Here is a 25,825-nt window from a genome sequence, read left to right as displayed (position 1 = left end):
TCCTCGCACTGTCGTGTCAGTGACCGGCGGTCCCAGCACTCGTTTGCCGGGGCGGAGCCGGACAGCCCGGCCCGCGCGCCGACGACCGCTGCCGGGGCGTTGACAGCGACACCGCCCTCTCCCGGCGGGAGGGCCTGGGCCGAGGAGGCCGTCATGTCCCAGGAAGCCGTGCCCGAACGGGCCGCGTCCGCGCATCCGGTACCGCAGTCCGTACCGGGCCGACAGGCCGCCCCCAAGGGCCTGTTGCAGCAGATGGAGGAACTGATGGCGGCGCTCACCGCCGATCTCTCGCAGCTCGACGCCGATCTGCAGGGCACCGGGGACCGCCCGCCGGCCGGCGCGGCCACCGCGTCGTCCGTGGACAGCCGCCGGGAGGAGCACGAACCCGGCCGCCACCGCACGAACCGCCATGACGAGGGCCACCACCACGAGGACCCCCACGGCGAGTCCCGCTCCGGTGGCCCCGGCCGGTCCCGCTGACCGGACCGGGGTCATGACGGTCCCGCCGCCGAGTCATGGGCCGCGCCCTGCAGCCTGCCGTGCTCCCACACCGTGAGCCGGCGGAGCAGTCCGCGCACCCGGTCGTTCGACTCGTCGGCGGCATCGATCGCCTCTATCGTCTGCCAGTAGAACCCGCCCTCGTCGGCGGCGCAGGCGACCCCGACCAACGCGATCCCCACCTCGCCCAGCAGGCCGCCCAGTTCCTCCAACGCGCCCCGCGCATCGGGCACTTCCGTCAGACGCGCGGCCCGGGGCCCGGGATCGGGAGGTTGTCCGCCGGTCGAGCCGGACCGCTCCGCCGCAGCGGCGCTCAACGCCGGCCAGTCGATCGGCCCGCAGCCCCGCCCGCCCGCCTCGCTGAGACCCCGCGCCTCACCCCGGAGCTCCCACGGCCCCTTCACGGCCAGCATCCCGCCGATCGCCTGGGTCAGCGCCTGTGTCTGCCACGCCTCCGTCAGGATCTCCAGCGCCGTCCGGCTCTGCGCCAGTGCGTGTCTGCTGACCCTGACGAGTCTCACCGCGTCCATCAGCCACCCCCGTTACCGTCCCGCTGCTCCGCCACCCGCTCCTCTGTTCACTACCCAGCGTGAGGGGAAAGAGCCCGGAACGCCAGAGCTATGCGGAAATCTGTGGACACTCCGAGGATTGTGGACATCATCATCACTCCGAAGAGTGACGAACATCGGTTTCCGGAGCGGGAAATCGTGCCTCGTTGCGCTCGATCTTGGCGGCGAGCGCCGCCAGCGGGTCGATCCCCAGCACCTCGCAGAACTGCAGCAGATAGGCCAGCACGTCCGCGACCTCGTCGGCGACGCGGTGCGCGGATTCCGGCTGCTCCATCACGCGGGCGGACTGCTCGGGCGTCAACCACTGGAAGATCTCGACGAGTTCCGACGCCTCGACGCTCAGCGCGGCGGCCAGGTTCTTGGGCGTGTGGTAGGGCCCCCAGTCCCGGGCCGCGGCGAACGCGACGAGCCGCCGCTGCAACGCGGCCACATCGAGCACCGCCCCGTCGGCGCCGCCGCCCGTCCCCGTACCGCTCACATCCGCCCCGCTCCCCTCGGCCGCCGCGCCGTCCACACCCGCCACCGTCCGCACCTCGTCGTTCACGCCCCCAGGTCTACCACCACCGCCCCGTCCACCCCGCGTACCACCCCACCGTCGGCCACCGTGCCGACGAGTCCGATGTGCCCCCGCGCGCACATCCGCCCGGCCAGCTCCCCCAACGCCCGCGCCTGCCGCGCGTCCAGCCCCCGGTCGAATCCGTCGGCCAGCACCGCGAGTGCCTGGAACGCGTCCGGCACCTCGACCACCTGCGCCATGTCCAGCACCTGGGGCCCGGTCAGCAGCACGAGGGCGAACGCCAGGTACCGCAGCTCGCCGTCGCCGAGCCTGCCGACGGGCGTCACCCCGCCCTCGCCCCGGTCGAGCACCGCGCGCACCGTCCGCCCCGCCAGTTCCTCCGTCGTCAGCCCCACCACCGGGCCCGCGCACCCCTCCCTGGCCGCCGCGACGAGCGCCCCGTACCGGATCGCGCACTCCTGGCCGGTACGGCGCAGCACGGCCGCTAGGTTGTCGCAGCCGCGGCGCAGCAGAGCCTCCTCCACCGGTACCGGCGCCCGCATCCGCCGGGGCTGCGGATCGCACACGTACACCGAGCGCAGTGCCACGAGCACCTGCTCGGCGGCGGCCAGCACCTGCCGCTCGCCCCCGGTGCGTCCGGCCACCCGCAGCGGCAGCAGTGCCGTCGCCAGCCGGTCGTCGGGCAGCGGTGCCCGCGTCACCGACACCGCGCCCCCCGTGTACCAGCCCGCCTGGACCGTGCGCCGGCGCGGATCGCGCAGCACGGTCGTCAGGAGGTCCCGTCCGTCGCACGTCAGACGTTCGCTGACGATGCGCAGTTCCGGCTCCGCCTGGACGGCGAGATCGAGCCGTACGGGTCCGGCCGGGCCGTCGACGGTGCAGCCGATCCGGAAGCCGCGCCGCCCCTGTCCGTCGGCCACGGCGCTCTCCGGTACGCGGTGGGACGGGTCGGGGAAGACCTCGTCGAGGACGTCGCCCGCGCCCAGCCGGGCCAGCGCGTCGTACATGTCCAGGACGGTCGTCTTGCCGCTGCCGCTCGGTCCCGCGAAGAAGGTCAGCGGGCCGAGCGGGAAGACCGCGCCGCGGTGCGGGCCGAAGGCGGAGAGCCTGAGTTCGGTGACCGTGGGGCGGTGCGGGCGGACGGGGGCGGGGACGGGGGCGGGTGGGCGTAAGGGCGAAGGCGCAGTCATGATGCGGACGCTATGCATCCGCATCGGTGACGAACCGTTACGCCTGTCCGGTCTTCCTACGAACGGGGGACAGCGGCCGCCTCGACGCCCTCGACCTCCATGCCGACGGGGGCGAGCAGGAAGACGTTGCGGTCCACCCGGTGCATGCCGCTGCCGAGCCCGAAGACCACGCCGCTGCTGAAGTCCAGGATCCGCTTGGCCACGTCGCTCTCCGCGCTGGTCAGGTCGAGGAGTACCGGAATCTGGGCGATCAGGTACTCGGCGACCTCCCGGGCGTCCGAGAACACCTGCACCCGCAGCACGACCATGCGCCGCTGCTCGGCCTCGTACCCCTGCGGCACCGCGCGGTGGTCGGTTCTGGACGGCCATTCGTTGCGGCTGCGCAGCGGCACGACCTGGGCGAGCCCTTCCCACTGCTCGTCGGTGACGTCATACCTGCTCACCGGACCACCCCACCCGCGCGCTGAATCTGCATCCGGCAATTCTGACCCCCCTCACCCGTACGGCCTACCAGCGACACGGCACGGAACGGGATCGGTCGCACATTTCCGGGGGAGCACGACAGCACAGCGGTCCGGCACCGTGACGCTCGGTGCCGGACCACTGGTCTCACGCCTCTGTACGTCTACGCGTCCGCACGTCTACGTGGGCGAGGCGGTCATGCCCGCTCCCACAGGGCCGGCGCGTTCGGGGGCTCCCATCCCGACTGCGCCTGGTGCCCCTGGAGGCAGCGGTAGGTGGCTCCGCCGTACGTCACCTGGGCGCCGGTGGCGTAGACGGTGCCCGCGGCCCAGGTCCCGCCCGGAGGCTCACCCGGGCCGGGGCCGGGACCCGGACCGGGGTCCGTGGTGGTCTTGAGGGTCAGGCCGTACCCCTGGAGCAGCGGGTTGATCGGCTGGTAGAAGGTGGTGCCGCCGCTGCGGCAGTTGCCGGAGCCGCCGGAGGTGACGCCCTGCGCCTGGCTGCCGGAGATGAAGGAGCCGCCGGAGTCGCCGGGCTCGGCGCACACCGACGTGCGCGTCACCCCGGTGATGGTGCCCTCGGGGTAGGTGACGCTGGTGTTGTGCTGCTGGATGGTGCCGCAGTGCCAGCCGGTGGTGGAGCCCGAGCGGCAGACGGAGGCCCCCACGGCGGCCTGCGTGGAGCCGGCCACCTGCACGCTGCTGCCCGCGACGTTGGGCGTCGCGGTCCAGTTGGCGTTGGTGGCGACCCACGCGGTGTCGCGGCCGGGGAAGGTGGACGCCTGGAAGGAGCCCTGGGCGACCCGGTTGAAGCCGGTGGTGGTGGTTCCGGCGCGGCCGCAGTGGCCGGCCGTGGCGAAGCCCTGCTGCGTGCCCCGGGTGATGGCGAAACCGACGGAGCAGCGGCCGCTGCCGTTCATGTAGTACGCGTCGCCGCCGCGTATGTCGTACAGCGGGCGCGGCTGTTGTGCGGACTTCTCGATCCGTACGGCGGACGCGTCCACGCCCGCGGCGGCCACCAGGGCCTTCGCGTCGCTCTGCCGCACCGCCTGGAGCGTCACCTTGTTCGCCCGGACGTCGACGAAGCGTACGGGCACGGCCGTCGCGGCCTTCCCGGCGGCAACCTTGTCGATCTTCGCGAGGGCGGCGTCGAGCTGCTTCAGGGTGTGCGGTACGACGAGGGCGCGGGCGCCCTGGGCCCTGATGGCGGTGACGTCGGCGGCGTCGGCGGTGGCGACGGTCAGCGTCCGGGAGTCGGCGCCCTGCACCCAGGCGCCGGCGAAGTCCCGGCCGAGCGCGTTCTGCAGCCGGCCCGCGACGGCGCCGGCCTCGGCCTCGTTGGCGAGCCGCGCCGTGGCCTGTCCGGCGGTGACGCCGAGGTCGCGCTGCATGGCACGCAGCAGATCGGGGGACGCCTGGCCGATGCCCGCGGTGTCCGCCGCCGTGGGGGGAGCGGCGTTCGCGGAACCCGGCAGTCCGGCCAGTACGAGCGCACCGACCGCGGCGAAGGCGGCACAGGCCGCCTTGGCGTGTCTGTGGAGCATGGGGGGGTCTCCTCGGTCTCAGGTGGGTACGGAGACCATAGGTCTGGACAACTGGCGGGCGGGAGCTGCCAGTTACCCCCTCGGTCGATGTTATGGGGCGGGAACGCGCCATGTGCCGGGCCCCGGGCCCGCCGGCGTGCGTCAGAGCCGTCGGACGTACGCAGCCCCCGCACGCCGTCGGGCGTGCGGGGGCTGCGGAGCCGACTGCCGGTACTTGTCCGGCCTCAGACGGGAACGGGGGTGCCGAGCATCGCGGAAGCCCGCTCGAAGGACTGGACCGGGCCGAGGGCGCGTTCGGGCACGGCCACCGGAGCGGTGCGGCAGGTGAAGCCGAGATGGGCCATGGCCCGCAGGACTTCGGCGGCGGTGAAGTCGCGGCGGTCCTGACGGGTGACGACCTGGCCGACCTGCTTGGCCGGGTAGTGGCGGCGGCCGATGATCACCGATTCGCCGGTGGCCGGTTCGGGCTTGACGCCCTTCATCGTCTCCAGCACGCCGCTCTTGGTGAGCTCGAAGGGGAAACGGGCGATGACGCAGCGCATGGGACCTCACAGGAAGAGGGGAGCGAGCGGGTCCGGTCCGGGAGTGCCGGGCCGGGATCTGCGGGGCGGGGCCGGCGGGCCGGGATCCGCAGGGGGTACTAGGCCGCCGCGCCGGACACGGGGCGGCTCTCGGGTGCGCGCCGTGTCGTCGACGAGGGCCGGCGGCGGCCCCGCGCCGCGGTGCCGCGCCGCGGCCGCTCGGCCTCCGGGGCGGTGATGACGACCGGCACGCCGGACGGCGCCTGGGCCCCGGTGATCCGGTTCAGTGCCGCGTCGCCCGAGCGGACCTGGGTGGTCTGCGGCCGGATTCCGGCGTCCGCCATGAGGCGGTCCATGCCGCGGCGCTGCCCCGGGGTGACGAGGGTGACGACACGGCCGGACTCTCCCGCGCGGGCGGTGCGGCCGCCGCGGTGCAGGTAGTCCTTGTGGTCGGTGGGCGGGTCGACGTTGACGACGAGGTCGAGGTTGTCGACGTGGATGCCGCGCGCCGCGACGTTGGTCGCCACCAGCACGCTGATGTGCCCCGTCTTGAACTGGGCGAGGGTGCGGGTGCGTTGCGGCTGTGACTTGCCGCCGTGCAGGGCCGCCGCGCGCACCCCGCTGTCGAGCAGATTCTGGGTGAGCCGGTCGACCGCGTGCTTGGTGTCCAGGAACATGAGCACCCGGCCGTCGCGGGCCGCGATCTCGGTCGTGGCGGCGTGCTTGTCGGCGCCGTGGACGTGCAGCACGTGGTGCTCCATCGTCGTGACGGCCCCGGCCGACGGGTCGACCGAGTGCACGACGGGATCGGTCAGGTAGCGGCGCACCAGCAGGTCGACGTTGCGGTCGAGCGTGGCGGAGAACAGCATCCGCTGCCCCTCCGGACGCACCTGGTCGAGCAGGGCGGTGACCTGCGGCATGAAGCCCATGTCGGCCATCTGGTCGGCCTCGTCCAGTACGCAGACGTCCACCTGGTTCAGCCGGCAGTCGCCCCGGTCGATGAGGTCCTTCAGCCGGCCCGGGGTCGCGACGACGATCTCGGCGCCGCCGCGCAGCGCCCCGGCCTGCTTGCCGATCGACATGCCGCCCACCACCGTGGCGAGGCGCAGCTTCACAGCCCTGGCGTACGGCACGAGCGCGTCGGTGACCTGCTGTGCCAGCTCCCGCGTGGGTACGAGGATCAGCCCCAGCGGCTGGCGGGGCTCGGCCCGCCGTCCGGCGGTGCGGGCGAGCAGGGCGAGCCCGAAGGCGAGGGTCTTGCCGGAGCCGGTGCGCCCGCGTCCCAGGACGTCCCGGCCCGCCAGGGAGTTCGGCAGCGTCGCGCCCTGGATCGGGAACGGCACCGCCACCCCCTGCCTGCCGAGCTCGGCCAGCAGTTGCTCGGGCATGTCGAGCGCGGCGAAGCTCTCGACGGCGGGCAGCGCGGGGGTGATCGTCTCCGGGAGCGCGAACTCCCCCTGCACCGCGGCGGGCCGACGCCCGTACCCGCCGGAACGGGCCGGTCCTGCGGAGCGGCGCGGGGCCTGCGCGCCGAAGCGGTTGCCACCGCTGCGCCCGGCCGGGGCGAATCGGTCGTTGGTGCGGGCACGGCTCGTACGTGTGCGGTTCATGCGGAACCTTCCTTGATGCGGCGCATATCAAGGAATTCCCGCAGCAGAGTGCCGCTCGGGGAATTACAAGTATGGACCGTGGGAAAAACGTGAATCCGGCCGGTGTCGTTCCACCCGGCCACGGACACGGAAAAATAGGGGACGCCGGCGGTGCGCAGTCCTGAAACCCGGACGCGGCACGGCGGAGATGCTCCGGATACGCATACAGCTGGGGCCCGCACCCCGAAGGATGCGGGCCCCAGCTGGGAAAAACGCGTCAGCGTCAGGCGGGAACGATGTTCTCGGCCGTCGGGCCCTTCTGGCCCTGCGCGATGTCGAAGGTGACCTTCTGGCCCTCCTGGAGCTCGCGGAAGCCCTGGGCGGCGATGTTCGAGTAGTGGGCGAAGACGTCGGGGCCGCCGCCGTCCTGCTCGATGAAGCCGAAGCCCTTTTCCGCGTTGAACCACTTCACGGTACCAGCAGCCATGTCAATCTCCTTTGGGGCAGTACGACGGAATGCGCACCGTGCGCATTCCGTGTCGCCGCGATGATGCCCCGCCCGGAAATGACCGGAAGTACAGCAAGTCCGCATCCGGCCGGAACCGGCCGGAGGGAACTTGACGTTTTGGGAACCACAACTGCAACTGAGAATGACAGTAGCACGGCATGGCACCCGGTGTCGGGCCGCGCAATTCGACGCGCGTTTTCCGGTGGAAATTCTCCCCGGACGGTTCGCCAAACTCTCTCGCGGCGGGAACAGAAAATAATTACCGGGCACGTCAGGTGTGGCGGCGCACCCCGCCGCACGCCCGGAACCCGGGCGCCCCGGGCGCGGTCGGGTGCCCGGACCCGACCCCTCCCGAGTTGCGCCAGCACCTCGGCGAGTCGGCGTACGCCCTCCTCGGTCTCCGCCTTCCGGTGCCCGCCGAAGGACATCCGCAAAGCGGCCGGGTCGAGGGCTCCGGCGAAGAACGGCGTGGCCGAGTCCGGAGGAAGGTCCTGCTCAGCGACGGGGTGACCGTAACCGCGCGGTTCCCCCGGCGGTGCGTCGAGGAGCGGGCAGGCCCTCCGGGAGCGGTGCGGCCGTCCGGGCGGGGGTGAGCAGCTCCGTCAGTTTCCGGGCCGACGCGTCCCAGGACCAGGCCTTCTCCACCCACCGCCGTCCGGCGGCGCCCATCGCCGCCCGGTCGGGTGAGCGCAGGATCAGGGCGACGGCCTCGGCGACCTCGCGCACGTCGCGGCCGTCGACCACCGTGCCGCACTCGCCGTCGAGCACGGCGTCGGGTGCGCCGCCGGAGTTCCCGGCGACCACCGGCAGTCGGCTGGCCGCCGCTTCCAGGAAGACGATGCCCAGCCCTTCCGCCTCCAGGCCGGCCCTGCGGGTGCGGCACGGCATCGCGAAGACGTCGGCCGCGGCGTAGTACCGCGCGGTCTCGGCATGGGTGAGTCCGCCTGCGAAGGCCACGGCGTCCGGGGCGTGCTTGCGGGCCAGTGCGCGCAGCCGCCTCTCGGCAGGCCCCCTGCCCACGATCAGCAGGGCCGCGTCGGGGACCGCCCGTCGGATCAGCGGCAGGGCCCGGATCAGGGTGTCCTGTCCCTTGCGGGTCACCAGCCGGGAGACGCACACGATGACCTTCTTCCCGCCCAGTCCGTGCCGGTCGAGGACGTCGCCGTCGCCGCTGTCGACGGCGTCGGGGCGGAAGACCTCGGTGTCCACGCCCGGCACCAGCCGGCTCAGCTCGGCCCGGGGGCCCAGGGCCGGGGCGATCCGTGCGCGGGTGTAGTCGCCGAGGTACGTCACCACGTCGACGCTTTCGCCGATTCTGCGCAGGACCTGACGGGCTCCGGGCAGCCGGGCCCACCAGATCTCATGGCCGTGGGTGGTGGCGACGATGCGCCGTATTCCGCCGCGCCGCAACGCGGGCGCCATGGCGGCGAGCGGCGCGGCGGCACCGAACCAGACCCGGTCGCAGCCGTGTTCGCGCGCGATGCGGACGGCCCGGCGGGTGACCCGGGCGGTGGGGAGCAGGGTGTGGCGCGGGTCGCGGATCACCGGGAAGGGGAGGGTCGCGTCGTACGCGGCGTCGCCCTGTTCGGACGAGGTGTAGACGACGACGTCGTTGCCCGGCACCCGGGTCGCCATGGCGTGCACGAAGGTCTCGATCCCGCCCTGCCGGGGCGGGAAGTCATTGGTGATGATCAGTGTGGTGCTCATGGTGACGTCGCTGCTTTCGTCGGGAGGCGGTCCGGGAGGTCGGGCGGGACGATGTCTCCCGTGGGGTGTCTCAGGGGGCGTCTCTGGGGTTTCTCAGGCGGTGAAGAGGTGGTTGCGGCAGTCGTCGACGACGTCCGGCACCCTGCTCCAGCCGTGCAAGTGGTATGCGTGGTAGCCGAGTTGGCGTGCGACATTCGAGGGTCTGCTGCCGTACTTCTCCAGGCCCGCTCGGGCGACCAGTTGGTCCGGGGTGCGCACGGTGGTGCGGACCGGCCTCGACGTACGGAACTCGGCGTTGGGTCCGGGGCCCGCCGCGCCTTCGGTGAGGTGGGCGCGCCCGTGCACGGGGATGCCGTGGCGCCGGGGCGGGCTCGGCGTGCCGTGTCCTGTCCGGGGGCCGAGCGCGGTGCGGTGCACCGCCACGTCGGCGCGGCCCAGGGTGCGGGCGGTGTGCCGGAGCCGGCGTGCGGGCCCGGGCAGCGGCTCGACACCGCATCCCTGCTCGTACGGCCCGGCCAGGGCGGACAACGCCCAGGTGTGCAGGCCGTGTTCGGCACCGGTGTCCGGACATACGTCGCCGGGTCCGACGAACCCCGCGAGCCCGGCCACCTCGTCCTCCACGAAGTCCAGGCGTGGTGCGGCCCCTTGCGGTGCGGCGGCCCTGCCGCGGGCGCGCCGGGTCGTCCGCGGGTTGCTCCCCTTCATCGGACCCCCTCGGGGCCCGGCACCGCGGAGGGGCGTCGCGGGACGGTGGTCGGGTGGGGAACGCGGCGTCGGACGCCCGTCGTACGGGGTTCGGGCCGGGGTCCGGCGGGTGCCGGGGCCGCTGCGGGGCCGCTCCGGTTCCCGTCGGCGAGCCGCGCCCAGAGCACCAGGACGAACGGCAGGGCGAAGTAGCCGAACCTGCCCGCGGGAGCGAGCAGGAAGGCCAGCGAGAGGCCGAGGGCGAGCCGGTCAACGGCGGCCACCAGGGTGATGGGCGGGCGCACCACCAGCGAGACCGCGACCGCGAGTCCCCCGCAGAGCAACAGGCCGACCGCCGTGTACCAGCCCCACGGACCCAGCTCGGCCAGGAGGTGCCCCGGCAACGGGCTGGCGGCCGGGGTGGCCACCGCGCCCCTTCCGGCCGGGAAGGCCAGCACCTGTTCGGCCATCGGGCCCGGTGCCAGGAGCGCGCTCGGCAGTACCAGGGCGAGTGTGGCGACCAGGGCGGCCCCCGCGCAGCGCAAGGCCGGGCGGGCGCCGTGGACGCCCGCCACCAGTGCCGCCGCGACCACGGCGGCGGGCCACGCGGTCCACTTCATGGCGCACGCCGCGGCCAGCACCAGACCCGCCGCCACGGGCCTGTCGCGGGTGGCCAGCGCGAGACCGAGACCGCACAGTCCGATCAGCGGCAGGTCCACCCCGCTCACGCAGAGCGGCAGCGCGACGAGCGGCGAGGCGAGGAGCACCGCCGGACCGGTGCCGGGTGCCTGGCGCCGGGCGACGGCAGATACGTGGGCAGCAGACGTATGGGCGGCAGACACGTGGGCGGCACCGGTGGGACGGCGCAGCACCCGGCTGCCGGCCCATAGGCAGAGCAGCGCGACCGCCGCACACCAGATCCGGGCGTCGCCGAGCAGGCGCAGGGCCCAGCCCCCGTCGCCCAGCAGCGCCCGGGGCAGCCCCAGCAGCGCCATGGCGGGCAGATAGGGGGTGTAGTCAGTGACCGCCCGGGGGTCTGTCAGGTACGGGCCGGCCTGCTGGACGAGGAGGGCTCCCGACCGCTCGATGACCTCGACCTCGCTCTGTGCCCAGCCCGCCAGGACCAGCAGCAGCAGGGGCACGAGAACCGCCCCGGCCAGGGCTGACATCACCGGGAACAGGCGACCGCGGCGACCGTCCGCGACGGCCGCGACGAGTGCGGCGACCAGGTACCCGGCCGCCGCGCTCGTCCCCCAGACCTGGTGGGTGTGCAGGGTCGAGAACAGCGGGAACGACACCGCCCAGAGCGCCGCCGCCAGCCACAGTGCGGAGCGCACCCACCGCCGACCCGCCCGGCGCAGCAGCCGCTGCGCCCGGGGCAGGTCATGCGGTGATCCGGCCGCAGGACGGGAGGCCGGGGCCGGTCGGGAGAGGGAGGTCGAGGCCGGTCGCGTGGTCCGGGTCGCTTCGGGCCGGGAGGGTCGAGAGGCTGTCGGGGAAAAGGGCTGGGTCGCTGCTCGTCGCATCAGCACACGGTCGATTCCACCCTCCGCAGAGGGGCGCGGTCATGACAGGCAGGTCGAGACTTGCCGGTCGGGTTTCCCCCACCAACGTCTCCCCGCGCGGCGGCCCGACGGCCCGCTGCCGTTCGCCGGCGCCCGGACCGGCCGGTCGCCCGAGGTCCGTGTTGACGTGCAGGTCGGACATGGCGACGAGGACGCGCCGGTCCCCGTGGAAGGCGTTGCGGGGCACCCCTTCGGGTCCGTACTCGCCGAACAACCCGGACTCGGCGTGCCGGGCGGGCAGTAGGCCTGAGGGGAGCCTCATGGGTGGGTTTTCCCTACCGACAGGCGTGAATCGCGCAACTAGGGTTGGGCGCGGATCGCACCGTTGAGGCACCGGGAAGCAGGCCGTTCCCGGCCCCGAGGAGGAACGAAACATGTCAGCGCAGCCGGACGGGGAAGACAGGGCGCCCGGACGGCACGGACCGCCGGGCACCATCGCGGACATGCCGTCCACGGCCTCGGAGCGGCCCGCTCCCCCGGAGCCATCCGCGGCTTCCCTTACGCCCGCTGCCCCGACTCCGGTTCCGCTCCCGGGGGAACACGGCCAGGCAGCGGGAACGGCCCGGACGCCGGCACCTGCCGATGACCGGAGCGGGCCCGCCGTCGCGGTGTGGGAGATGATGCGGCAGCGTCCGCTGGGATTCCTCATATCCGTTTGGCCGCTGCGCAGTTGGGCCTATCTGCTGAGCGGTGCCCTGTTCGGGCTGGCCGTCACGGTGAGTCTGGCCGTACTGGTCGCGCTGGGGGTGGTGCTCTCGGTGGTCGGAGTGGGGCTCGTGCTGCTGACCGCGGTGGTACTGATCGGGCTTCCGGTGGCCGCCGTGGAGCGGCGACGGCTGCGCGTGATCGAGCCCGCGCCGCTGCCCGACCCGCACGGCCCGCCGACCGGGGCCGGACTCAAGAGCTGGCTGCGAGGCCGGCTGCGGGAGCGGGCCACCTGGCGCGAACTGGGGTACACCGCGCTGCTCTCGCTGGTCTTCACCGGTGCCGGCCTGGGCGCGATCGTCCTGCTGATGTTCTCCGGCATCGTGACGGCGACCCCCTTCATCGTGTGGGCCAACGGGAACGAAACGGTCATGATCATCCCGGGGCGGGCGATCGCCGATCCGCTGTCGGCGCTGCCGTTCAGCCTGCTGGGCGTCCTCGGGCTCGCTCTCTCCGCGTACCTGGCGGGGCTGCTGGCCGGCGCCCAGGTGAAGACCGCGTGGTTCCTGCTGGCACCGCGCGACGACCAGGCCACCGACCGGGTCATCGAGCTCACCCGCTCCCGGGTGCGGCTCGCCGACGCCTTCGAGGCCGAGCGGCGCCGTATCGAACGCGATCTGCACGACGGCGCCCAGCAGCAACTGGTCGCGCTCACCATGACCTTGGGCCTCGCCGAGATGGAACTCAACAACGGCACCCCCGGCGCGGCCGAACTGGTGACCCGGGGGCGGGGAGAGGCCCGCCGCGCGCTCGACCAACTGCGCGACCTGGTGCGCGGCATCCACCCCCAGGTCCTGACCGACCACGGGCTGGCCGCCGCGGTCGCGGAGGTCGCCCTGCGCAATCCGGTCCCGGTCACCGTCGACATCGACCTGCCCGGCCGGCTGCCGGGGCCGGTGGAGACGATGGCGTACTTCACCGTCACCGAGGCCCTCACCAACGTGAACAAGCACAGTGGCGCCACCGAGGTCTCCATCGTGGGAAGGTTCCGGAGCGACCGCCTTATTCTGTTGATCACCGACAACGGCCGTGGCGGAGCCGATCCTTCCGGCGGAACCGGTCTGTCCGGGCTCGCGGACCGCATGGCCGTCCTCAAGGGCCGACTGGTGGTGTCCAGCCCCGCCGGCGGCCCGACCCGACTCAGAGTGGAGGTCCCGTGCTCCGCGTAGTCCTTGCCGAGGACGCCGTACTGCTCCGTGCAGGACTCGTCGAACTGCTCTCCCGCGGCGGCCACGAAGTGGCCGCCGCGGTCGGTGACGCGCAGGAACTGGCCCGTGCGGTGGCCGAGAAGCGCCCGGACATCGTGATCACCGATGTCCGGATGCCGCCCGGCTTCCGGGACGAGGGCCTCAAGGCGGCTCTCGAACTCCGGGCCGCCGACCCGCAGTTGCCCGTCCTGGTCCTCTCCCAGTACGTCGCCACCGCCTACGCCACCCAACTGCTGAGCGGTGGCGGTCCGGGCACGGCGGGGCTCGGCTATCTGCTCAAGGACCGGGTCGGGGAGGTCTCGGAGTTCCTGAACACCCTGAGCCGCGTGGCCGGAGGGCAGACCGTGATCGACCCCGAGGTGGTGCGGGTGCTGCTGGTCCAGCAGACCGCGGACAAGCCGCTGCGCCGGCTCACCCCCCGGGAGCGGGAGGTGCTGGGACTGATGGCGGAGGGCCTCAACAACCAGTCCATCGCCGGCCGCCTCTCCGTCACCGAGGCCTCGGTGGTCAAACACTCCAGCAACATCTTCATGAAACTGGACCTCGACCCGACGGAGGGCAACCGCCGGGTACTCGCCGTGCTCGCGCACCTGCGGGGCGAGTCCGCCTGATCCGCGCCCGGTGTCGGTGGGGAGCGCTTCGGGGGTCGGTTTCGCAGCGGTGGATCGGCCCCCTCGCACGGTCGCCCCGACAGGTTCATGATCTGCGGGACGGAACAGAAGCTGCGTGCAGTTCCCCGCCGCCCCATTTCGCCATCCCCGCACAGGGCTAAACGAAGCACTCCTGGATCAGGGTCCCCCGCTTCGACTGCACGCCGCCCGTATGCCTCTGCTTCGTCCTCAACAGCAGCCAGCCGCAAAGGAGATCACCCTTCGCGGCGCAACCGCCGAACGCAGACGTCTCGTTGGCGGAGCCCGGCGGCGATATTGTCGTGGCCCGCGTGCTGGAGTGTGCCAATTGGCGAGGCTGCGCAGTTCCGGCAACCGAAGGGGTCTGACCTGACAGGCCGTCACCGCGCGTCGCGCTTCGGCGGCCGTGCCTGCGGTGGTGACGTGAGCAGCGGTCGCCGCAGGGCCTCGGACTGTCACGTACCCGGCGCCAGCACCGCGTGTGGAGCGTCAGGAATTGTCGGCCGACGTCAGGTCAAGTCGTAGACGGTGTCGGGCACCCCGCGTCGGGTCAACTGCTCCATGATGAACGGCTCGGCCCGTTCCCACCGGTCACCGGCAAGACCGCAACCGATTCGCGGCATGTGCACCAAGGCCCAAAAGTGCAGCGCACGGTCGGCGACCGCAGCAAGTCGGCGGCACGACGGGTGTCCGCCAAGCAGAGCGAAGTCGATCCGAGGACCTGTCCGGGTGGACGCTGGTCCAGACAACTGGTGCGGCTCGCGTGTTCGCCGGACGGAGTGAACTCGAACAGGCACGGCTTCCGGGAGATCATGAGGTGCCGAGTCCTTAGAAGACATCTCATTTGGTGAGTCTGCGGTAGCAGATGAGGGTGCAGGCGATGCTGGTGAAGGCGAGGAAGTAGGCGGCTTTGCGTTCGTAGCGGCGGTGGAGGCGGCGGCAGCCGGCGAGCCAGGCCATGGTGCGTTCGATGGTCCAGCGGTGGCGGCCCAGGCGTGGTGAGGACTCGACTCCCTTGCGGGCGATGCGGTGGGTGATGCCGCGTTCGCGTAACCATCGCCGCAGGTGGGCGTAGTCATAGCCCTTGTCGGCGTGGAGCTTTGCGGGCTTGCGGCGCCGTGGGCCGCGGCGTGATCGGATCGGTGGGATGCCCTTCACGAGGGGGACCAGGGCTTGGCTGTCGTGCAGATTGGCCCCGGAAATGCCGACGGAGACGGGCAGACCGGAGCGTTCCGTGATCAGGTGGATCTTCGAGCCGTACTTGCCCCGGTCGACAGGATTCGGACCCGTCAGGCCCCCCTTTTCAGGGCCCGCATGTTCACCGAGTCGATCGCGCACCGCGACCAGTCCAGCCCGCCACGGGCACCGAGTTCGTCGAGGACCAGGCGGTGGAGCTTGGCCCACACCCGGGCCTTCGACCACTCCGAGAACCGCCGGTGGGCAGTTGCTCCTGATGGGCCGAACGACGCGGAAGGCAGCTGCTGCCAGGTACAACCCGACGTCGCCACGAAGACGATCGCGGCCAGCACTTCCCGGTCGCCGTGCCGCCGCCGACCACCACCCTGCGGCCGCGACGGCGCCTCCGGCACCACCCTCTGGAACAAGTCCCACAACTCGTCCGGCACCAACCGCTCAACGATCCCCACCATGACCCACAGAATACCGGCCAAGCCAAATGAGATGATCTTTAAAGATCGAACTGAACACTTCGACCGCCGCATGGAGGGAAACAGGTCGAGCAAGCCACCCAGACAACAAAACAGCAGGTCAGGCTCGTCCCTCGTCTCCGCCTTGGGGCCACCAGGTGCGAAGAGCGTTAAACGAGCGTCACGGCGGACGCCCAATGATCCCAGTAAGAAATGCACCAGACACTGTCCTCGTGGTCAGGTTCAGGCTTCGGCGCTCACACGAGCGAAGCATTGATCCTTATCAGTGTCGATCGTTTGGGACGCCCCATGCAGGCGGCACCTCGCTCAGGAAGCGGATGACGTACTCCCCGCTGACTTCGTTCCGGCGACCGGAAGCACGTACTCACCGGCGAGACGCGCCCAATGCAGCGGGAGAGGCCGGGCAAGCGGCGGGTAGTCGTCGTGGTAACGCAGCTGGTGCGCGAGCGTCGCCCACTCCGCCGGCCGGTCGGGCGGGTCACCCGCACGCCCCGAGTCCGTCAACGCCTTCTCCGACAGACAGCCGAGCACAGTGATCTCCAGCTGCCCGGGATTCCACGCGGTCTTCCCGGGCGCTGTCCGGCCCTGTGCCGTGGGCACCAGCTTCATGAGCCCCTTCGGCAGTTTCGCCACCGTGTGCGGCTTCGAGGTCGTACTCGCGAAGACACGGCCCTCCGTTTCCGCCGTCCCCCACACACCCTCGGCGAAGCCAACCCCGTCCTCGGTGTCGTGGGCGTACCACTCCGCCACTTCACCCCGGGCGTTGGCGTCCCTTACGAGCAGCACCCGCAGGTCGTGGCCGTAGAGCGTGTGCCGCTGGGCGGGTTCGGCCCCGAAGCCGAGTGTGTCGCGGTCCAGTGCACCGTTGCGCAGGCCAGGCCAGCACTGGCGCAGATTCCCGGCGTCCGCCAGCAACAGCGTCGGGCGGTCACGGAGCTGGAAGAGCAGTGCCCGGATCTGCCGCTCGGTCTCCCGCTGCCTGTCCTTCTCCACGCCCGGGCGAGCAGCGGGCGTGGATCCTCCCGGAGCTGCCGAGTCAACGACGGGCTTCCCCGTGCCGGTCTCCCCCCCGCCGCCCGCCACCGGTTCCCGTGCCTGGGAGAGCAGCAGCAACAACTTCGGATACGGCACCCATTCGGCTCGTTCTGCGTCCCACCCCTCGATGACGCCAGATCCGTCCCCGGGGCGCACCCGCACCGCCACCAGCCGGTGGACGGGGCATCGTGTGGGCCCCTTCCTGGTGTGGCGTACGAGCCAGAGCGCCGCGTACTGAAGGTCGCCCGGAATGCCGGCTCCCACCCGATGGGCGGGCGGGCTGATCGCGCCCAGCTGCCGGAAGGCGTCCAGCCAGGCCCACCTGGCCCGGTGTTCCAGAGCGCTGTCGGTGTCGTCGGGCGAGTTCACGAACTGGGTCAGCCGTCCCTGCCGTGCCCAGGCGATGCGCAGCGCGTGCTTGGGGTCTGAGTCCGGGACGGCGGCGAAGCGCTCCTTGCCGGCGATCTCCGTGATCACGACTCCGGCCCCGCCGAGGAGCGGGTCTGCCCGGTCCGCCACGAGCCCGCAGCGCCCTTCGATGGCCTCGGCCAGCCGGACGGCCCTGAGGCGCCCGTAGGCTCGGGCGGTCGGCAGGGCGTCGGCCAAGGGCCCTGCGGGCCGGACCCGGACGCGGATGTCGACCCCCTCGCACTGCCACTGCCAGGTCTCCCCGTCGGCCGACGGCACTTGCTGCCCGGTGGGAAGACCAATGAGCTTCGGCAGCTCGGCGAGCAGCGCCGCACGGGTTTCCGGGGACTGCCAGAAGACGTCGATCTCCAGGGGGCGGCCGTTCAGTGCGCGTGTCAGCGCCGCCCGCCGTTGCAGAGCCAGCTGGGCGTCGCGGACGCCCGGGACGCGTCCGGCACCGGAACGGGGCAGCAGGGAAGGCGTGTTGCTCCGGGAGACGCGCATGAGGTCGGGGACCCGGGTCAACAGGGGGCGCAGCCCTTCCTCGACCCAGGCGTCCAGATCCGCCCTCTCCCGTGGCATCAGCCCGGGTCCGACCTCGTGCGAGCCGATCGACGGGTGGTAGACGATGCCGGCAGCCACATCCCCGGACCCGTTGATCCAGCGTTCGGGGTCGGAGAAGAGCTCTTCGGGCCGGGGATAGTTGCGCACGATGTCCAGCTCGGGCATGAGCGGTGCAGGGCTGTGCCGGCGCCAGGCCAGTTCCTTCGACCGCCGGTCGTAGCCCAGTGTGTTCACCATCAGCCGGTGGCCCCGGTCCGGTCCTTCCGGCCACGGCAGTGGAGCGTCGAGCAGAACGGTCGTACCGCCGAGCTGGTGGGGGCGTACGTCCAGTCGGGTGGCCCACCGGCGGACCCCGGTGGCCACATGGACGCGGAACCGCGGGGCGAACGGCACGGTGTGGACGGTGATGGTGAGGCAGGCCGAGTAGTACCAGGTCTGCCGTCGTCGCTCGTATCGCTGAGGCGGCCAGGAGACAAGTCGCGCACCGTCATCCGAGCTCTCGACGCGGAAGTGGAGTGTGGTGCCGCCCGTGCGGAACGTCCGGGCGGCCAGCCGGAAGGCGATCCACTCGGGCAGCAGACTGTAGAGCCGCGCGGCGGGTTCGGCGGTTCCGCCTGCCGAGAGCACGCTCTCGGCGAGGTCGACCGGTTCCGTCTCCCAGTGGGGCAGGCGTACCGTCTCGGCCGGGTCACCGGAGCGGAGCCTCTCCTCGAGATCGGCGCCCTCCGAGTCGTCGTCCTCCCGATGCATGCCCGCCGCCCAAGCTCCTACCACCGGGGCCAGCACGTCCGGCGGGACGGCTTCCCGCGCGTAGAGCCACGGCAGACGGCCGTCCGTCCCGGCGTTGCGACCGGTCGCAATGACGCCTGGAGCCATCGCCTGGAGCAGGGAGTTGAGCCTGCGCACAGGGAGCCGGTGGGGGTGGACGGAGTTCTTGTCCGCCTCGGCATGCATTCCGGTGAGCTCGGCATGCAGGTCCTCACCGAGCCGCAGCACCTTCATCTCCTCCCGCCAGGGTCCGTGGAGGAGGTCGGGTTCGTAGGCTGCGACGCGAATGTGGTGGTACACGGAATTACCTCCTGGGTCAGGGGTTCGGCGCTTACGGATGGGCGGGTACGGCGGCGAGCAGGCGGGTGAGCATGCTGCGCAGTGGCGCGTACAGGGCACGGACGATGAACTGCTCCTCCGCGTTCGTCGTGCTGCAGTCGAAATACGGGTCCAGGACGGCGAGGATGCTGTGCAGCAGACTGGTTTCGGGGGTGTCGGGCCGCGCCGGTACGGCTCCGCGGTTGGGGGCGAAGGCGGCGTCGACGAAGACCACCCGGGCTGGTACGCCACCGCGCACCAGTCGCCCGATCACCTGCCACAACAGGACCAGCATGTCCCAGGTGACCTGTTCCCGTACATCGTCGTCGAGACGGCTCCACGCCATCGAACGGGCGAGTACCTGGTACCAGTACGAACGGGCGAGGCGGCGGAACTCCTCCGCTCCTTCCTCGACGGTGGGTTTCCCCTGTACCAGGGTGGCGAAGTCACCACCGGTGACGGCGCGGACGACCCAGTCGTTGACGGCATTGACGGCCAGGTGGAGGTCCTCTGGGTGCGGATGGGGTCGTGCCAGGAAGTAGACCGTGCCGATGGCCGCCTCGTCGCCCTCGTTGAGGATGTTGTGGCCGCGTTCCAGCGCGAGCAGGGGCGCCACCAGGATGTCCGCCTCGAGGTCCTTCAGGTGCTCGACGTCGCCCCGGCGCAGTGATCGGGCGTGGTAGGCGGACGGCGCCTCGTCCTCCGCGGTGATCTCCTCGTCGTCCGACACCAGGCACAGCACCTTGTTGCGCCAGCGGACGTTGAGGTTGTGCAGTGTGTCGGCCACCACACGTGCCTCGGCATAGCTGCCGACCAGCAGAAGGATCTGGTCGCGCCCTGGAGGAAGAGAGAGCAACTCCTGTTGGAGCGGACCACCTTCAGTGACCTCGTACTCGTCTCCGCCCTCACCCAGATGGCACGCGATGCGGCGCAGCTTCTCCGGGCGGTCGTCCGGGTGGGTTCCCGACATGCGCAGTTTCTCGTCGCCGTCGTCGATGAACTCGAAGCGCATGGAGCTCTCGTTGGTGATGCGTTCGGTCACCTCGGCCGACGGTTCGATGACCACACCGACCGGGACACAGACGTGGTAGCGGCTGGACGCGCCCGCCCAGCTGCTGCCCGACATGAGCAGCAAGTGGGCACCGGGCCTGTTGTCGACGGAGGTGAGATCAGGGATGGCGCGCAGCAACTCACGTCCGACGCCGCTGCACCGGAAGAAGGTCAGTTCGCCGCTGCGGACTCCGCCCTTGTCCTCGCCCGGGACCCGGAACTGGAAGCCGAGCACATTGCCCATCGGGGCCTCGGGCACCATCGGGCCGTAGTCGAGCGGCCGACGGTACATCGTGTTGAAGCCCAGACTGAGGGCGGCCTCGACACGGGGCCACATGGCGTTGATCATGGCGAGCCGTGGTTCCAGGGCGCTGAGCAACAGGGTGAACTCGAAGCGCTCCGCGAGTTGCTTCCGCCATTCCTCGGGAGTCTGGGGCGGAGGCTTGGGCTTCCTGCGGCGCCCGCGCTTCTTCTCCTGTTCCTTCTCCTCGCGCCACCACTCGTCGTACGCCTCTTGGTACTTCCGCTGCCGGGCAGCCATGTACTTCGGGTCGATGGCGAAGACCTCGTCCATGACCTCGGTGAGGCGGCGCCGGGTGTTCTCCGGGTTTCCGGTGTGGAGCAGTTCGTTGAGGAGGGCGGTCAGCCGGCTGAAGTCCTCCTCCGTCCTGCGGTGACGGTCACCGAAGGGGTTGTCCCGGAACGCGTCGAACAGTTTTCCGAGAGCCTCGCGGGGGGCGTGATGAGGGTGGTCCTGACCGCTGTCTTCGGGAAGTTCGTAGCGTTCGTCGAGGAGCCCCAACTGGAGCCTCCAGGCGCTGAAGTAGCCCGTCCGCACCCACTTGCGCAGCTCGTACCCGGCGACGAGCATCGCGTACAGCCGGTCGGTGGCCGCGCCTGCGGTGTTGAGGGCAGCGGCGAAGGTCTCGACATCCCGTTCGGAGAGCTGGGTGCGTCCGCCTGCCGCGAGTTCCCGGATCTTGTGTCGGCTCAGCTGGTCGATGAGGCCCTTGTCCTCGTCACTGGCGAGGACAACGGCGGGTGCGAAAGTCTGGTCGAGCTGCATCTGGACACGGTCGGCCTCGTCGACGATCACGAGGTCACTACGGCGGCAGGCGAGTTCGAGGAAGCGGATGCGCTCGCCGTTCTGAGGGCGGGGCGGCGAGGCGTCGATCAGCCCGGCCGGCGTGGCCACCCAGATCAGGGCGCCGACCAGGGTCCGAGCTCCGTGGTGGCGGGGGCAGGCGGACCAGTACGGGCAGCTCGTCACCCTCTTCTGCCACGCGGAGTGCCGTCCGTCGCTCGGGACACGCCGCAGGGCCGAGGGGGGTCGGAGCCGGGAGCAGGGTGCCTCACCGTAGGCAAGTGGTTCGGTCGTCGACGTGGCGCCCTGCCGTCTGACGTTGAGCAGGCAGGACGTGCCGAGGTAGGTGAAGGCGGGGTCGTCGTGGGCGAGCAGTCGGTGCTCGCCCCGGCCCGCCAGCCGGCGGTGCAACCGCTGGGCATGCCGCTCACGCCCCGAGGAGCCGAGCACGGGTGCGGCGGCGCCGTCGGTGTAGAGGTCGTAGAGCCGGACGAGCTTCAGCACCTCCGCGACATCGGTGACGACGATGGTGGTGCGCTTGCCCAGCTTGGCGAGATGGACGGCGATGATGTCGCGCAGTGTGCTCTTGCCGGCACCGACGATGCCGAGCAGGTGCTGGATGCCATCGACCGTGAAGGCGAAGTCCTCGTCCTTCCCCGCCTTGTGGAAGGTTCCGTTCTCCTTGGTGGACAGGTCGAACGACCGTAGCCGCTCCAGCCACCGTGGTGCCCGGCCCTTGCCGGAACGAGCGTGCTGGGCGTCCATCTCCGTCGCCGTGCGCTCCAGGTCCTCCCTGGTGAAGATCAAGGGCTCGCCGCCCCCGGCCGGTTCCAGGCCCATGTCGTGGGCGACGAGGGGGGTGCGAAGGACCGGCGGCAGATCGACGACGGCCATGGTGCGACTGACGGGGAAGGCGTGCGGACCCTGACCCGCGACCGGCAGGCGCCTGCCCGCCAGCGGCGGTGCCGCACGCAGCAGTTGCTCGTAGACGGAGAAGCGGTCGCCGGCGACGGAGAGGTCGCGGCGGGCAGCGGGTGTCTCGACGTCCGGTACGTCGTAGGCGCGCACCCTGGGGTCGAACCTCTGGTAGGTGTCCAGCGCCTCGAGCCAGGTACGGCTCCGGCGCAGTGTCCACAGCGAGTACCTGGCGATACGCAGGGTCTTCGCCGCATCGGATGGCAGCGGAGCCCGATGCGCCTCGGCGAACCCGTACCCGCTGAACAGCACCCAGGCGCTGCCCGCGGGGCTGCCCGGCATCATCTTCTGCTGGAGGTACAGGCCGAGTTCGACCTGGCAGAGGGCTTCCAGCGCGGGCTGTGGCACGGAGGACCCCAGAAATGATTTGAGCGCGTTGAACACGTCGGTCAACGGCGGGGTGAGGCTACGCATCGTCCTTTTCCTCTCGCCGGACCCGTCCCAGGTCGGGCACGAGATCCATGGGGGTGGTGAACACCAGCCGGTCCCGCAGGAGCGCGGGGAGGGCGTCGGTGCAGGCCTGCCGGTAGCCGTCCCGTCCGGCGAGCGCGTCGGGGACCACGACGAGGGTGCGGTCCGCGAGGGGTGTGTTGTCGGTGAGATGGGCTGCGAGGAGCGCCGGCTGCAGGCGGTCGTACACCTGGATGTCCACGATGCGGGGGCCGGTGTCCCTGAGCCGGTAGGCGGGCAGAGGACCGGCCAGGGTCTCGTACGCGACTTCGGCGTGCTCCAGTGCCTCCCGGGCGGCTTCGTGGGTGCGATGCGGCAGTACGAGGTACCACCGCAGCGAGCGCTGCAGGATCCACGCCTGGTCCGGCTCACGGATGAGCCGCAGAGGGGCGTCGCGCGGGCAGTCCTCCGCCTCGCACCAGACTTCCGCACCGGTGCCGGACGGTCCGGGTACGGGCACAGCCCTGTCCCGGGGCAGCGCGGGGAGTCTGCACGAGGGGCAGTACAGGAAGTTTCCGTCGACGAGCAGGAACTCGGGCAACGGACCGTAGAGGTTCTTGACCCGGCTCCAGACCGCCCTGTTCCAACCCGGCGCGAAGCGGTCCTGCTGGTGGACGACCGGGTGACGCGCCAGGAACGCCCTGCACTGCTGGTAGCACTCCTCCGTTCCGCTCCGCGCGTGCAGGTCCCCGAGGAGCGCGCGGGCGTGTCCCGCCAGACCCCCGCCCGGTCCCTGCGAGGCCACCTCGAGACACGACCGGGTCGGCATCCGGCCAACCCGGTGCACCAGCGTGGTCCCCGGTGAGACCAGGGAGGAGGGAACCGCGAAGAGCGGGTCGTCGGACGGTCTGGTTCGGCACCACTCCCACAGCTCCGGAAGACTCCTCGGCGGCACCTCCCCCGCATCGAGGCAGCGCATCACCGTGTGATCCAGCGCCCGCTGGGCAAGGCCGGGATAGGGCAGGGTGAAGGAGCGGAGCCCCTGCACCTCGGAGAGAGCCGCCACCATGCGGGCGAGCTCGCCGAAGAGGTCGCTGCCCACGCCCTCGGGCGCCTCGCCGGCGTCCGACCGCTCGGCCCGGCCGGCCGACCCCGCCCTCATGCCGCGGTCTCGCTGACGGACGACGCCGCGCACCAGCGGGCCACTTCGCACCGCTCGCAGGAGCGTCCGGGCCGGGCCGCGTACTGGTCATCCCCGTGCCAGTCGGCCACCATCGCCCGCAGTACCTTCTCGGCGGTGACTCGATTGGCCGGGGCGAAGGGGTCGATGATCTCCAGGTCGGCGCCGCCGGGGCGCAGCACCTCCAGCTCGACCCTCGCGCGGAACGGATCACCGCCCAGGTCACCGCGGGCGATCAGCACGACGGCCAGGGCCAATTGCGGATAACGCTCCAGCAGGGGGCGGTCGGACCGCCGATCGGTGAAGGAGGTCTTGGTCTCGCGCCACACCCATGACCCGGCATCCCGGTAGAGCAGGTCGGGCGCGGCCAGGACCACCACGTCGGCGGCTGTGTCGTGCCGCACCACCCGGGGCTCGGGCCGCACATCCGTACCGTCCCCGACATGTCGCAGCGGACAGACCGCGGCGTGCCGCCGCAACAGCAGGGCGCCGAGTGCGCGTTCGTGTGCGGGCAGGCCGAATCCCTCCGGTACCCATTCCTCGGGGACTTCGACCGTGCAGGGCCGAGGCGATCCGTGGGCGTGCCGTTCGGCGAGGTAGGCGTGCAGCGCCCGGCCGCGCTCGGCCGTCACCTCGCGTTCGACGGAATCCGCCGTGGGCAGGTGCAGCCGGCGCATGTGGTCACGCGCAGGGCAGGCTCGGTAGGCCCGCCCGTTGGTGACCGACCAGGTGCGGCGGGGCCGGTCGTGCGCCTTGATGCCCAGCAGTCCGGGCGCGGTGCGTAGGGCCGGGCACACCGACAGGTAGGGGCATCCGCCACAGGCGGATCCCGGACGGTATTCCCGTCCGTCCAGTACGCCGGCCAGGGCAGCGGGGCCGTGTTCGCGGTACCGGGCGCGCGCCTCTTCCCGGCTTCCCGCGAAGAGTTCCCGCGTGCGGCCGTCGAAGAGCGCGAACTCCACGATCCGTACGTGCTCCGGCGGTGGTCCGGGGGCACCCTCGGCCAGTACCAGGGCGACGGCCGCGATGAACCCGTCGGGCGGCAGGTCCCGTAGGCGGTGCACGGGCAGACGAAGCTCGCGGTAGGCACCGTCGGGAGAGGCCAGGCAGCGGCCCCACACGGTGAGGCGGTACTCCTGGGCGTCGCGCGGGTCGGGACCGGGCGGCCGGTAGCGGTACGTCCACGGCTCGGGCACCTCGTGCAGGGGGCGTTCCGGGTCGAGGGGGAAGGCCGCCTCGTACAACGTCACGCCGTGCTCCGACCAGGTCCGCAGACCGTCGTGCAAGGGCCCGGTACGTGTCCGGGGCGGGCGGCCGGCAGGCCCCGAACGGATGTCGCAGGCAGCCATGAAGGGACCCAGAGCGAAGTGCTCCAACCGCTCACGGCGCCGCGGTACGGGATCGCTGGTGTGGTAACCGCGGGTCTTGAGAGCGTCAGCGGCGGGGCATCGGAACTCTCCTCCCTTGAACATTCCGGCGGATACCGTGATGACGTCGGACGTGCGGGTCACCCCGTCGGGGGGCAGCCACGGCTGTGACATTTCATGCTCCATTTCCGTACGGAGGAAAGGTGGACGGCCATGAGGGAGATCGAAGAGGTCGGCGATGTGGAGAGCCGCTACGAAGTGCTGGCCATGGTCGGCGACGGCGGCCAAGGCGACCTTTTCCTCGGGCGTGACCGCAAAAGCGGGCAGAAGGTGGCATTGAAGCTTCAGAAGGCCCGGGACCTCGGGCCAGAGAGCGATTTCCACTGGGCCGGTGATGAACTCCTCGAAGAGGGATCACGCATGATGATGCTGACGGGAATCCAGGCGATTCCCGAAGTCATCGCCACGGGCACACATCGGCGACGCCGGTGCCTGGTCATGGAATTTGTCGAAGGGCACCAATTGCAGAAGGTCCTGTCGGCGGCCCTGCCCGTTAAGGACCCTGGAACCATTGCGGCCGTCATCGGCCAACTGTGCGAAATTCTGGCAGAAGTCCACGACCGGAATCTGGTGCACTGCGATCTCAAGCCCGAGAACGTCATCGTGCAGCCGGACGGCCGTCTCCGGCTCATTGACATGGGCCACGCGGTCGTGGCGGATCAGAGGACGGAATACGCACGCGGCACGCGCGGCTGGGCCTCCCCCGAGCAGTCTGACGCGTGCCCGTCAGGTCTGACACGGCAAGCGGACATTTTCGCACTCGGCTGCATCCTGCTGGAGATGACCGTGATGCGCCTGCCCTACGGCGGACAGGACGAGCGGGCGGAAGAGGGCACCCCGGTGCTGTCGGGCGACCGGCTCGCCAAACTACCCCCGGAGTACGCCTCCCTGGCGCTGTGGATGGTCCGGTGGAAAGCGGCGGAGCGCCCCGCAGATGTCCGTGAAGTGTTCGATCGGCTCCGCTGCTACCTACCTCAGCTCGGCTCGCAACGGCCACCGAAGCCCCTGCGCCCGGACCCGACCGAGTACTACCGCACTCATTCGCCCCAGCTTTGACGGTGAGC

19 protein-coding genes and 2 pseudogenes are annotated in these 25,825 nt (G+C 71.4%); 4 read left to right on the top strand and 17 right to left on the bottom strand.

Features of this window, described 5'->3' with window-relative positions:
* Nucleotides 1-153: 153 nt before the first annotated feature.
* A pseudogene (locus tag ACIP93_RS13830) lies at nucleotides 154-336 on the top strand (hypothetical protein); the annotation flags it as partial.
* A gap of 155 nt (nucleotides 337-491) precedes the next feature.
* On the opposite strand, the gene ACIP93_RS13825 reads toward ACIP93_RS13830, so the two are convergent.
* From ACIP93_RS13825 to ACIP93_RS13775, 11 genes are all read right to left on the bottom strand, one after another.
* Nucleotides 492-1,028 carry a DUF6099 family protein gene (locus ACIP93_RS13825; RefSeq protein WP_345217530.1) on the bottom strand — a complete coding sequence of 179 codons (537 nt, stop codon included), beginning with the start codon at nucleotides 1,026-1,028 and terminating at the stop codon, nucleotides 492-494.
* A gap of 133 nt (nucleotides 1,029-1,161) precedes the next feature.
* Nucleotides 1,162-1,497, bottom strand: coding sequence for a nucleotide pyrophosphohydrolase (locus ACIP93_RS13820; RefSeq protein ID WP_345219022.1), 336 nt, complete (start codon nucleotides 1,495-1,497; stop codon nucleotides 1,162-1,164).
* Between the two features lie 110 nt (nucleotides 1,498-1,607).
* Nucleotides 1,608-2,774, bottom strand: a complete 1,167-nt coding sequence (locus ACIP93_RS13815; RefSeq protein ID WP_401758255.1) for an AAA family ATPase — start codon at nucleotides 2,772-2,774, stop codon at nucleotides 1,608-1,610.
* Between the two features lie 56 nt (nucleotides 2,775-2,830).
* On the bottom strand, nucleotides 2,831-3,217 hold the full coding sequence (locus tag ACIP93_RS13810) for a cell division protein SepF (protein WP_345217526.1): 387 nt from the start codon (nucleotides 3,215-3,217) through the stop codon (nucleotides 2,831-2,833).
* A gap of 215 nt (nucleotides 3,218-3,432) precedes the next feature.
* A complete protein-coding gene (locus ACIP93_RS13805; protein WP_401758251.1) occupies nucleotides 3,433-4,779 on the bottom strand; it encodes a carbohydrate-binding protein in 1,347 nt (448 codons plus the stop codon).
* A 224-nt stretch (nucleotides 4,780-5,003) separates the two neighbouring features.
* Complete coding sequence (locus tag ACIP93_RS13800) at nucleotides 5,004-5,321, bottom strand: SCO5918 family protein (RefSeq protein WP_345217522.1); 318 nt, start codon at nucleotides 5,319-5,321, stop codon at nucleotides 5,004-5,006.
* A 98-nt stretch (nucleotides 5,322-5,419) separates the two neighbouring features.
* Entirely contained in the window at nucleotides 5,420-6,910 is a 1,491-nt protein-coding gene (locus tag ACIP93_RS13795; protein WP_401758248.1) for a DEAD/DEAH box helicase, read from the bottom strand.
* 262 nt (nucleotides 6,911-7,172) lie between these two features.
* A complete protein-coding gene (locus tag ACIP93_RS13790; RefSeq protein ID WP_020133169.1) occupies nucleotides 7,173-7,376 on the bottom strand; it encodes a cold-shock protein in 204 nt (67 codons plus the stop codon).
* A gap of 516 nt (nucleotides 7,377-7,892) precedes the next feature.
* Complete coding sequence (locus tag ACIP93_RS13785) at nucleotides 7,893-9,104, bottom strand: glycosyltransferase family 4 protein (protein WP_401758244.1); 1,212 nt, start codon at nucleotides 9,102-9,104, stop codon at nucleotides 7,893-7,895.
* A 93-nt stretch (nucleotides 9,105-9,197) separates the two neighbouring features.
* Nucleotides 9,198-9,809: an FkbM family methyltransferase gene (locus tag ACIP93_RS13780; protein ID WP_401758241.1), complete on the bottom strand. Its 612-nt coding sequence runs from the start codon at nucleotides 9,807-9,809 to the stop codon at nucleotides 9,198-9,200.
* Nucleotides 9,806-11,125, bottom strand: coding sequence for a hypothetical protein (locus ACIP93_RS13775; protein ID WP_401758239.1), 1,320 nt, complete (start codon nucleotides 11,123-11,125; stop codon nucleotides 9,806-9,808). The genes ACIP93_RS13780 and ACIP93_RS13775 overlap by 4 nt, the downstream gene beginning before the upstream one ends.
* 845 nt (nucleotides 11,126-11,970) lie before the next feature.
* Between ACIP93_RS13775 and ACIP93_RS13770 the strand changes: the two genes are divergently transcribed.
* Complete coding sequence (locus ACIP93_RS13770; protein ID WP_401758236.1) at nucleotides 11,971-13,227, top strand: sensor histidine kinase; 1,257 nt, start codon at nucleotides 11,971-11,973, stop codon at nucleotides 13,225-13,227.
* Nucleotides 13,215-13,877 carry a response regulator gene (locus tag ACIP93_RS13765; RefSeq protein ID WP_401758233.1) on the top strand — a complete coding sequence of 221 codons (663 nt, stop codon included), beginning with the start codon at nucleotides 13,215-13,217 and terminating at the stop codon, nucleotides 13,875-13,877. The genes ACIP93_RS13770 and ACIP93_RS13765 overlap by 13 nt, the downstream gene beginning before the upstream one ends.
* Nucleotides 13,878-14,404: 527 nt before the next feature.
* Here ACIP93_RS13765 and ACIP93_RS13760 read toward each other — a convergent pair.
* From ACIP93_RS13760 to ACIP93_RS13735, 6 genes and pseudogenes are all read right to left on the bottom strand, one after another.
* A pseudogene (locus ACIP93_RS13760) lies at nucleotides 14,405-14,566 on the bottom strand (Appr-1-p processing protein); the annotation flags it as partial.
* Between the two features lie 169 nt (nucleotides 14,567-14,735).
* Nucleotides 14,736-15,544, bottom strand: a protein-coding gene (locus tag ACIP93_RS13755; protein WP_401758230.1) for an IS5 family transposase whose coding sequence is annotated in 2 segments (ribosomal slippage) — nucleotides 14,736-15,196 and nucleotides 15,196-15,544 — 810 coding nt in all. Because the reading frame shifts where the segments join, the coding sequence is not laid out codon by codon here.
* Between the two features lie 324 nt (nucleotides 15,545-15,868).
* Nucleotides 15,869-18,637 (bottom strand): pPIWI_RE module domain-containing protein, encoded by a 2,769-nt coding sequence (locus ACIP93_RS13750; protein WP_401758228.1) that lies wholly within the window; start codon nucleotides 18,635-18,637, stop codon nucleotides 15,869-15,871.
* Nucleotides 18,638-18,668: 31 nt separating this feature from the next.
* Nucleotides 18,669-22,178 (bottom strand): hypothetical protein, encoded by a 3,510-nt coding sequence (locus ACIP93_RS13745; protein WP_401758225.1) that lies wholly within the window; start codon nucleotides 22,176-22,178, stop codon nucleotides 18,669-18,671.
* A complete protein-coding gene (locus ACIP93_RS13740) occupies nucleotides 22,171-23,316 on the bottom strand; it encodes a hypothetical protein (protein WP_401758222.1) in 1,146 nt (381 codons plus the stop codon). The genes ACIP93_RS13745 and ACIP93_RS13740 overlap by 8 nt, the downstream gene beginning before the upstream one ends.
* Nucleotides 23,313-24,584: a PD-(D/E)XK nuclease family protein gene (locus ACIP93_RS13735; RefSeq protein ID WP_401758219.1), complete on the bottom strand. Its 1,272-nt coding sequence runs from the start codon at nucleotides 24,582-24,584 to the stop codon at nucleotides 23,313-23,315. Before ACIP93_RS13735 ends, ACIP93_RS13740 begins: the two co-directional genes overlap by 4 nt.
* A 330-nt stretch (nucleotides 24,585-24,914) precedes the next feature.
* Between ACIP93_RS13735 and ACIP93_RS13730 the strand changes: the two genes are divergently transcribed.
* Nucleotides 24,915-25,817: a serine/threonine protein kinase gene (locus ACIP93_RS13730; protein ID WP_401758216.1), complete on the top strand. Its 903-nt coding sequence runs from the start codon at nucleotides 24,915-24,917 to the stop codon at nucleotides 25,815-25,817.
* Nucleotides 25,818-25,825: the final 8 nt, after the last annotated feature.

It is taken from the genome of Streptomyces sp. NPDC088745, assembly GCF_044751045.1.
Taxonomy (GTDB): Bacteria; Actinomycetota; Actinomycetes; order Streptomycetales; family Streptomycetaceae; genus Streptomyces; species Streptomyces cremeus.
The sequence above is the reverse complement of the archived record's forward strand: the minus strand, read 5'-3'. Positions and strand labels throughout refer to the sequence as shown.

Bases quoted from the DNA above. Each gene is read 5' to 3' on its own strand.
- ACIP93_RS13825 (WP_345217530.1), bottom strand. From the start codon at position 1,028: ATGGACGCGGTGAGACTCGTCAGGGTCAGCAGACACGCACTGGCGCAG.
- ACIP93_RS13815 (WP_401758255.1), bottom strand. From the start codon at position 2,774: ATGACTGCGCCTTCGCCCTTACGCCCACCCGCCCCCGTCCCCGCCCCC.
- ACIP93_RS13805 (WP_401758251.1), bottom strand. From the start codon at position 4,779: ATGCTCCACAGACACGCCAAGGCGGCCTGTGCCGCCTTCGCCGCGGTC.
- ACIP93_RS13800 (WP_345217522.1), bottom strand. From the start codon at position 5,321: ATGCGCTGCGTCATCGCCCGTTTCCCCTTCGAGCTCACCAAGAGCGGC.
- ACIP93_RS13795 (WP_401758248.1), bottom strand. From the start codon at position 6,910: ATGAACCGCACACGTACGAGCCGTGCCCGCACCAACGACCGATTCGCC.
- ACIP93_RS13790 (WP_020133169.1), bottom strand. From the start codon at position 7,376: ATGGCTGCTGGTACCGTGAAGTGGTTCAACGCGGAAAAGGGCTTCGGC.
- ACIP93_RS13785 (WP_401758244.1), bottom strand. From the start codon at position 9,104: ATGAGCACCACACTGATCATCACCAATGACTTCCCGCCCCGGCAGGGC.
- ACIP93_RS13780 (WP_401758241.1), bottom strand. From the start codon at position 9,809: ATGAAGGGGAGCAACCCGCGGACGACCCGGCGCGCCCGCGGCAGGGCC.
- ACIP93_RS13770 (WP_401758236.1), top strand. From the start codon at position 11,971: ATGATGCGGCAGCGTCCGCTGGGATTCCTCATATCCGTTTGGCCGCTG.
- ACIP93_RS13745 (WP_401758225.1), bottom strand. From the start codon at position 22,178: ATGCGTAGCCTCACCCCGCCGTTGACCGACGTGTTCAACGCGCTCAAA.
- ACIP93_RS13740 (WP_401758222.1), bottom strand. From the start codon at position 23,316: ATGAGGGCGGGGTCGGCCGGCCGGGCCGAGCGGTCGGACGCCGGCGAG.
- ACIP93_RS13730 (WP_401758216.1), top strand. From the start codon at position 24,915: ATGAGGGAGATCGAAGAGGTCGGCGATGTGGAGAGCCGCTACGAAGTG.